The 7,712-nt window shown below is 69.3% G+C and carries 7 protein-coding genes and 1 pseudogene; 2 read left to right on the plus strand and 6 right to left on the minus strand.

All coding sequences use genetic code 11. The features are described from left to right. From alaS to AC1DVT_RS16005, 6 genes are all read right to left on the minus strand, one after another. Positions 1 to 2,337 (minus strand): alanine--tRNA ligase (alaS, locus tag AC1DVT_RS15980; protein ID WP_477389981.1); only part of this gene is annotated, 2,337 nt, incomplete at its 3' end. Positions 2,338 to 2,400: 63 nt separating this feature from the next. Continuing rightward, a complete protein-coding gene (locus tag AC1DVT_RS15985; protein WP_457098660.1) occupies positions 2,401 to 2,772 on the minus strand; it encodes an ATPase in 372 nt (123 codons plus the stop codon). A 103-nt stretch (positions 2,773 to 2,875) separates the two neighbouring features. Next, positions 2,876 to 3,505 carry a 30S ribosomal protein S4 gene (gene rpsD, locus AC1DVT_RS15990; RefSeq protein WP_457098659.1) on the minus strand — a complete coding sequence of 210 codons (630 nt, stop codon included), beginning with the start codon at positions 3,503 to 3,505 and terminating at the stop codon, positions 2,876 to 2,878. A gap of 161 nt (positions 3,506 to 3,666) precedes the next feature. Beyond that, entirely contained in the window at positions 3,667 to 4,134 is a 468-nt protein-coding gene (locus tag AC1DVT_RS15995) for an NUDIX hydrolase (protein WP_477389982.1), read from the minus strand. A gap of 51 nt (positions 4,135 to 4,185) precedes the next feature. Next, positions 4,186 to 5,475 (minus strand): replication-associated recombination protein A, encoded by a 1,290-nt coding sequence (locus AC1DVT_RS16000; RefSeq protein WP_477389985.1) that lies wholly within the window; start codon positions 5,473 to 5,475, stop codon positions 4,186 to 4,188. A gap of 330 nt (positions 5,476 to 5,805) precedes the next feature. Further along, a complete protein-coding gene (locus tag AC1DVT_RS16005; protein WP_477389983.1) occupies positions 5,806 to 5,928 on the minus strand; it encodes a hypothetical protein in 123 nt (40 codons plus the stop codon). 105 nt (positions 5,929 to 6,033) lie between these two features. Here AC1DVT_RS16005 and AC1DVT_RS16010 point away from each other — a divergent pair, with 105 nt between their 5' ends. Beyond that, entirely contained in the window at positions 6,034 to 7,299 is a 1,266-nt protein-coding gene (locus AC1DVT_RS16010) for a DUF349 domain-containing protein (RefSeq protein ID WP_477389984.1), read from the plus strand. A gap of 96 nt (positions 7,300 to 7,395) precedes the next feature. After that, positions 7,396 to 7,712: pseudogene (locus tag AC1DVT_RS16015) on the plus strand (hypothetical protein); the annotation flags it as partial.

The following is a 7,712-nucleotide window of genomic DNA, read 5'->3' on the forward strand; positions in this document are numbered from 1 at the left end:
GTGCGCCCCCACGCGCGTGGCCGTGTCGGCCAGGGCGGGCAGTCGATCGCCCAGTGCCTTCGACTCGAAGGCGGCGATCTTCTTCTCGGCGGCCTTCAGGCTCGCGGTGAGCTCGGCGATGCGGGCAGGCAGCTCGTCGCGGGGGGTCTTGAGCGTCGAGGTGAGCTGCGAGACGATCGCGCGCTCGGCGGCGAGCGACCGGAACGCGTCCAGACCGACGAGGGCTTCGACGCGGCGACTGGATGCACCCACGGAGGATTCCCCGACGAGGCTGATCAGTCCGACCTCGGCGCTCGCGCCGACGTGCGTGCCGGCGCAGAGCTCGCGCGACCAGGGACCGCCGATGTCGACCATGCGCACGGTGGTGCCGTACTTCTCGCCGAACAGCGCCATCGCCCCGAGTGACTTCGCCTCGTCGAGCGGCAGCACGCGGGTCGTCACCTCGAGGTTGTCGCGCACCGCGTTGTTCGCGATCTCCTCGATCTCGGACTTGGTGGCGTCGGAGAGCGCCTGGCCCCAGCTGAAGTCGAAGCGCATGTACCCCGCGCGGTTCAGCGAGCCGGCCTGAGTCGCGGTGCGGCCGAGCGTGTCGCGCAGGGCCGCGTGCACGAGGTGCGTGGCGGAGTGCGCCTGGCGGGCGGCGCGACGGTTCACGGCATCGACGACCGTGGTCGCCGGCTGCCCGACGCCGACTTCGCCCGTGGTGACCTCGACAGTGTGGCTGACGAGCCCCGGAACGGGCTTCTGCACGTCGAGGACCTCGAGTTCGAAGCCTGGACCGACGATCACGCCCTTGTCGGCGACCTGGCCCCCGGACTCTGCGTAGAGGGCGGTCTCGGCGAGGATGACCTCGGCGATCTGGCCCTGGTACGCGCGGTCGACGGACACACCGTCCACGAGGACGCCGAGAATCGCCGACTCGGACTCGAGGTCGGTGTAGCCCGTGAAGACCGTCTCGCCCTTGGCACGGAACTCGCGGTACACACTCTGGTCGGCGATCGCGCGCTTGCGCGCCTTGGCGTCGGCCCGCGCCCGCTGGCGCTGCTCCTGCATCAGGGTGTCGAACGCCGCGCGGTCGACGGTGAGACCGGCTTCTTCGGCCACSTCGAGCGTCAAGTCGATCGGGAAGCCATACGTGTCGTGGAGGAGGAACGCCTCCGCGGCGGGAATGCTCGATCCGCCACTGCGCTTGGTGTCTTCGACCGCGAGGTCGAGGATCGTCGAGCCCGACGCGAGCGTGCGCAGGAAGGTCTCCTCTTCCGCAAAGGCGTACTGCGAGATGCGCTGCCAGTCGTCGGCGACGACCGGGTAGGCGGACTTCATCGCGTCTCGCGATGCCGTGAACAGCTCGGGGAACGTCGCGCCGTCCACGCCGAGCAGGCGCATCGCGCGCACGGATCGGCGCATGAGGCGACGAAGGATGTACCCGCGACCCTCGTTGGAAGGCGTCACCCCGTCGGAGAGGAGCATCAGCGAGGAGCGCACGTGGTCGGAGATCACGCGGAAGCGCACGTCGTCTTCATGGACGGCGCCATAGCGGCGACCCGACAGCTCGACGGCGCGGTCCAGAACGGGACGCAGCTGGTCCGTCTCGTAGATGTTGTCCACACCCTGCTTGATGAACGCGATGCGCTCCAGGCCCATGCCGGTGTCGATGTTCTTCGCCGGCAGTTCGCCCACGATGTCGAAGTCGACCTTCGATCGCACGTTGGAGAGAAGGTCCTGCATAAACACGAGGTTCCAGATCTCAGTGAACCGGTTGTCGTCGGCGGCGGGACCGCCATCGCGGCCGTACGCGGGGCCACGGTCGAAGAAGATCTCGGAGTCGGGCCCGCCGGGCCCCGGCTGCCCGGTGTGCCAGTAGTTGTCGGCACGCCCGAGCCGCTGGATCCGCTCGGGCTTGAGCCCGATGACGTCGCGCCAGATCGCTTCCGCCTCGTCGTCGGTCTCGTACACGGTGACCCAGAGATCCTTCTCGTCGAAGGCGAGCCCGCCATCCGCTTCGGAGGTTGTCAGKAGGTCCCACGCGTAACGGATCGCACCTTCCTTGAAGTAGTCGCCGAACGACCAGTTGCCCAGCATCTGGAAGAAGGTGCCGTGGCGCGCGGTCTTTCCGACCTCTTCGATGTCGTTGGTTCGGATGCACTTCTGCACGTCGGCGATCCGGGGATGCGGCGCGGGAACGACGCCCGTCAGATACGGGATGAACGGCACCATACCGGCGACCGTGAACAGCAGCGTCGGGTCGTCGCTGACGAGCGACGCCGACGGCACGATGACGTGGTCGTTCTTCTCGAAATAGGCCAGGTAGCGCTGCGCGATCTCAGCGGTCTTCATACGTGTGGGATTCCTCGATGCAAGAGCGTCACGACCCTGAAGGGTCGCGGGCGCGGAAAAAAGTCAGTCGGTGAGCTTCTTGGCGGCGTCGGTGGCCGTATCGACGACGTCGGCAGCGGCACTCTTCGCTGTGCTCAGGGCGTCGGATGCCGCATCCTTCGCAGTTCCGAGGGCATCGGATGCCGCATCCTTGGCGGTCTCGAGAGCCTCGGAGGCATTGGCCACGACCTCGGACGCGGCATCGCGGGCGGCGTCGACGACGTCGGAGAGACGCGCCTCCTGCTCGCGGTATGCGTCGCCGATGCGGTCCGTGAATTCGCCGATGCGGGCGTCCACCTCAGCCAGAAGCTCGTGGCCGCGGGGATCCTTGTTCACAAGATGCGCGATGACGAATCCGCCGATGACCCCCATCAAGAACCACAGGGCGTTCTTCATGTCATTTCTCCTCGGCCGCCGGGCGCGGCATCCCTCCATGGTATGCGGAAACGAAGAAGGGCGCCGGGTTGCCCCGACGCCCTTCGTATCGTTCTACGGGCGACTAGCGCGCGGCGTAGTACTCGACGACGAGCTGCACGTCACCGGTGACCGGAACCTCGGCGCGCTTGGGGCGACGCACGAGCGTTGCGTGCAGGGTGGAGAGGTCGACCTCGAGGTAGCTCGGGACCGGGGGCAGCACCTCGGCGTGACCGCCGGCTGCGGCGACCTGGAAGGGCTCGAGGCCCTCGCTCTTGCCCTTGACGTGGATGAGCTGACCCGGCTTCACGCGGAAGGACGGGCGGTCGACGGTCTGGCCGTCGACGAGGATGTGGCGGTGCACGACGAGCTGGCGTGCCTGTGCCGTGGTGCGGGCGAAGCCGGAGCGCAGGACGAGGGCGTCGAGACGCATCTCGAGCAGCTCGACCAGGTTCTCACCGGTCAGGCCGTCCTTGCGGCGGGCTTCGTTGAACGTGTTGCGCATCTGCTTCTCGCGGATGCCGTACTGCTCGCGCAGACGCTGCTTCTCGCGGAGACGGACGGCGTAGTCGCTGTCCTGCTTGCGCTTGGTGCGGCCGTGCTCACCCGGAGCGTACGGACGCTTCTCGAGGTACTTGGCGGCCTTGGGCGTCAGCGGGATGCCGAGCGCGCGAGAGAGGCGGACCTTGCGGCGGTCCTGGGACTTCGTGGGCACGAAGGTGTCCTTCCGAACTACGTGGCCGCGTCTTTCGCGGCTCACGGACGTATCGACTTCCCTGCCGATCGGCGCGCACGTCGGGGCATGCCGATGGTTGTGTGGGGGAAGAGGATGCCCGAAAACTGTGTTTCGAGCCGGTCAAGTCTATCAGACCGGGGTCAGGCTCCCGATTGCGGGCGCGCGGCCGCGTCGAGCGCCTCCGCGTAGCTGATCATTCCGACCGGGTAGAGCGGTGGGTCGTCGGATCGCAGCGCGCTGAGCGCCACCCAGCGGACGGTCGTGTGATTGTCCAGCACGCGCAGTTCGCCGTCGATGGGCAGTGCGTCGAGTTCGGGACTCTCGATCGCGAAGACGTGCACGACCTCGTGACCGGACACCGCGCCCGACGTGAAGATGTTCTCCGTGATCGCGATCGGATCCGCGACCGCCAATTCGGCCGCGAGCTCTTCTGCGAACTCACGATGCACGGCCTGCAGCGCTGTCTCCCCGAACTCGATTCCGCCGCCTGGCACACGCGCGAACACACCGTGCCGAGCAGTTGCGGGGTAGATCTCCACGAGGACGTGGCCATCGCGGACCACGAGGCCCACGGCGATGTTGCGGATGCGGTCAGGTGGAGGGGTCACCCTCCCATGGTGTCAGCGGGATGGCAGGTTCGCTCGCGCGATCGCCTGGCCCTACTTGCCGTCGAGGATGCGGCGGATCTTCTCCAGCCGCGCCTGCACGTCGCGCTCCTGCCCGTGGTTCGTCGGCTCGTAGTATCGGCGGCCGCGCAGCTCGTCGGGAAGGTGCTGCTGCGCGACGACGCCGACCTCGCTGTCGTGCGGGTAGACGTAGCCCTTGCCGTGCCCGAGCCGCTTCGCTCCCGGGTAGTGCGCATCGCGCAGCGGCGGTGGCACGCGCCCGAACCCGCCGCCGCGGACATCGGCGATGGCCTTGTCGATCGCGAGATAGGCCGCGTTCGACTTGGCGGTCGTCGCGAGATACGCCGTGGCCTCGGCGAGTGGAATGCGACCCTCCGGCATGCCGATGAACTGCACCGCGTCCGCGGCGGCGACGGCGAGCGGAAGGGCAGCGGGGTCGGCCAGGCCGACATCTTCGGCCGCCGAGATGATCAGCCGGCGGGCGATGAACCGCGGGTCCTCCCCCGCCTCGATCATGCGCGCGAGGTAGTGCATCGCAGCGTCCACATCCGAGCCTCGGATCGACTTGATGAAGGCGCTGATGACGTCGTAGTGCTCATCACCCTGGCGGTCGTAGCGCAGCAGTGCCCGATCGACCGCGGAGGCGACCTGATCCGCATCGATCTGCGGCGCTGCCGCGTCATCATCGTCACCTGCGGCACTGGCCGGGACGAGGGATGCCGCGGCCTCGAGCGCCGTCAGCGCGCGGCGGGCGTCGCCGGAGGCGAGGCGGACGAGCGCGGCGCGAGCCTCGGGCTGCAGCACGGCGCGCCCGGCGAGGCCCCGCGGGTCGCTGACAGCTCGATCGATGAGCAGCCCGAGGTCGTCGTCCGTGAGGGGCTTGAGCGTCAGCAGCAGGGAGCGTGACAGCAGCGGTGAGATCACCGAGAACGAGGGATTCTCGGTGGTGGCTGCGATCAGCACGACCCAGCCGTTCTCGACACCCGGCAGCAGGGCGTCCTGCTGCGCCTTCGTGAACCGGTGGATCTCGTCGAGGAAGAGGATCGTGGATTGGCCGTACAGGTCGCGCTGGGTCAGCGCCTCCTGCATGACCTCGCGCACATCTCGCACCCCCGCCGTGACCGCGGAGAGCTCGACGAAGCGCCGGCCTGAGGAGCGGGCCACGGCCTGGGCGAGCGTCGTCTTGCCCGTGCCGGGCGGCCCCCAGAGGATCACCGAGGTCGCCCCGGCTGCGGCATCCGGATCCGCGAGCGTGACCAGCGGAGAGCCAGGACGAAGCAGGTGCCCCTGGCCGGCGACCTCGGCGAGAGACATCGGACGCATCCGCACCGCGAGCGGTGTCTGCCCCTGGAACAAGGCGGTCGGCGTGGTCACGGGATCCAGGCTAGTCGCGGCATGCGACCCGGCGGCCGGATCGGGTTTGGACGGTCGAGTGCGCGGTCATAGGATCAACCCGGCCCGGGAGCGGCCGGATGACAAGGGAGATCTCGTGGCGGCAGGTGGCAAGGACCGTGGGACACGCGAGACGCGGGAGCGGTCGCGGATCTATCAGGCCCGCCAGAAGTTTCACGACGACCAGGCCCGCCGTAGGCGGCGGGACAATCTCCTCGCCGGCATCGTCGGCGGCGCCCTCATCCTCGCCGTCCTCGGCGGTCAGGTGGCGTACTTCACGATGGGCCCCGGCGCACCGGAGCCGGCGCCGTCGCCTTCGCCGTCGGTGAGCCCGACCTCCACCCCGGCGCCGACCGAGTCGCCCAGCGCAGCGCCGTCCGCCACCCCGACTCCGACTCCGACTCCCTGATCGGCTCGCGCCGCCCGTACTAGGCTTGAAGCCGTCCAATCTCCCCCAGGCGGCAAGAGAGCCGCGCATGAGGTGCACCCGTGACTGCCGAAGCAGAATCCACTCCCCCGACCACCGTCGAACCCCAGCCGTGGGGCCGCGTCGATGACGACGGCACCGTATCGGTGCGGGAGGGCGATGCGTGGCGCGTCGTCGGTGAATACCCGGACGGGTCGAAGGAAGAGGCGCTCGCCTACTTCGAGCGCAAGTACGCCGATCTGGCGGGCGAGGTCGGGCTTCTCGAAGTGCGTCACCGCCGCGGAGGGGCATCGGCCGCAGATCTGCGGTCCACGGCACGCACGGTGGCCGGCAAGATCTCCGGCGCCTCCGCGGTCGGCGACCTGGCCGCGCTCGAAGCGCGGGTCGCCCTGCTCACGGCGGCGCTCTCCGCCGCGACCGAGACCGAGGCAGCCGCGGCGCGCGAGGCCGTCGATGAGGCCGTCCAGGTGCGCACCGCGCTCGTGGAGCAGGCTGAGGCCCTCGCCGCACGCGATCCCAAGGGCGTGCAGTGGAATCAGGCGTCGGCCGAGATGAGCACGCTGTTCGATCAGTGGCAGTCCCAGCAGCAGAACGGTCCCCGGCTGCCGAAGGCCGCAGCCCAGCAGCTCTGGAAGCGGTTCCGCGACGCCCGGGCGACGGTCGACAAGCACCGTCGCGAGTTCTACGCCGAGCTCGACGAGGCGCACAAGGTCGTCCGCGACCGCAAGACCGCGCTCGTCGAGAAGGCCGAAGCGCTCGCACCGAAGGGCGAGGACGGCATCGCGACGTACCGCGAGCTGCTCGACCAGTGGAAGACGTCCGGTCGCGCGGGCAAGAAGGTCGACGACGCGCTGTGGGCGCGGTTCAAGGCCGCCGGTGACGCGCTCTACGGCGCGCGCATCGAGCGAGAGGCCGCGGACGTCGAGGAGTCCCGCGAGAAGATCGTGGCCAAGCGCGAACTGCTCGGCGAGGCGAAGGCCGTCGCCGACGAGGCCGGCATCGTCAAAGCGCGCGCCCTGCTCACCGGCATCCAGCGTCGCTGGGATGAGATCGGCCGCATCTTCCCCCGCGACACCGAGCGTGGGCTGGACGACGAGCTCCGCAAGGTCGAGACCGGCCTTCGCACGCGCGAGGAGGCCGACTGGAAGCGGAACAACCCCGAGACCAAGGCGCGCGCCAACGACATGACACGTCAGCTGACGGACGCCATCGAGAAGCTCGAAGAAGAACTCGCGGCCGCACAGAAGACCGGCGACAAGGCAGCGGTGGCGAAGGCGAGCGAGGCGCTCGAGGCTCGCAAGAGCTGGCTGCGGGCGCTCGGCGGCTGAGGCGTCCTCCTCCGCGGCGCCGTCCTCGGAGCGGGTTGTCCACAGCTCCGCCCCGGCGGAGCGCCGGCACGACCACGGTGGCGCACACTTCGTGTCATGCGCTCCCCGTTCCTGTACTTCACCGACGATCGCCTCTCGCCGGCAGAACTGTCCGCGGCGAGGCTCGACGGACACCTGGTCGAGCTCGGCGACGCCTACATCCCGGCCGACGCGGTCGAAACGGCGGCGCTGCGCGCGGGTTCCCTGCGGATCCTCCTCGGCGAGACTCTCGCCGCGACGCATCTGAGCGCCGCCTGGGTCCACGGCGCCCTGCACGAGCCCCCTGCGCGCCACACTGTGCAGCGGGCCGTGTCGCGACGCGTCCACCAGGTGATCGACCGCCGCGTGGTCTATCGCGATCCGCAGGTCGACGA

It is taken from the genome of Microbacterium sp. P2_F9, assembly GCF_056403635.1.

Bases quoted from the DNA above. Each gene is read 5' to 3' on its own strand.
- AC1DVT_RS15985 (WP_457098660.1), bottom strand. From the start codon at position 2,772: ATGAAGAACGCCCTGTGGTTCTTGATGGGGGTCATCGGCGGATTCGTC.
- AC1DVT_RS16000 (WP_477389985.1), bottom strand. From the start codon at position 5,475: ATGCGTCCGATGTCTCTCGCCGAGGTCGCCGGCCAGGGGCACCTGCTT.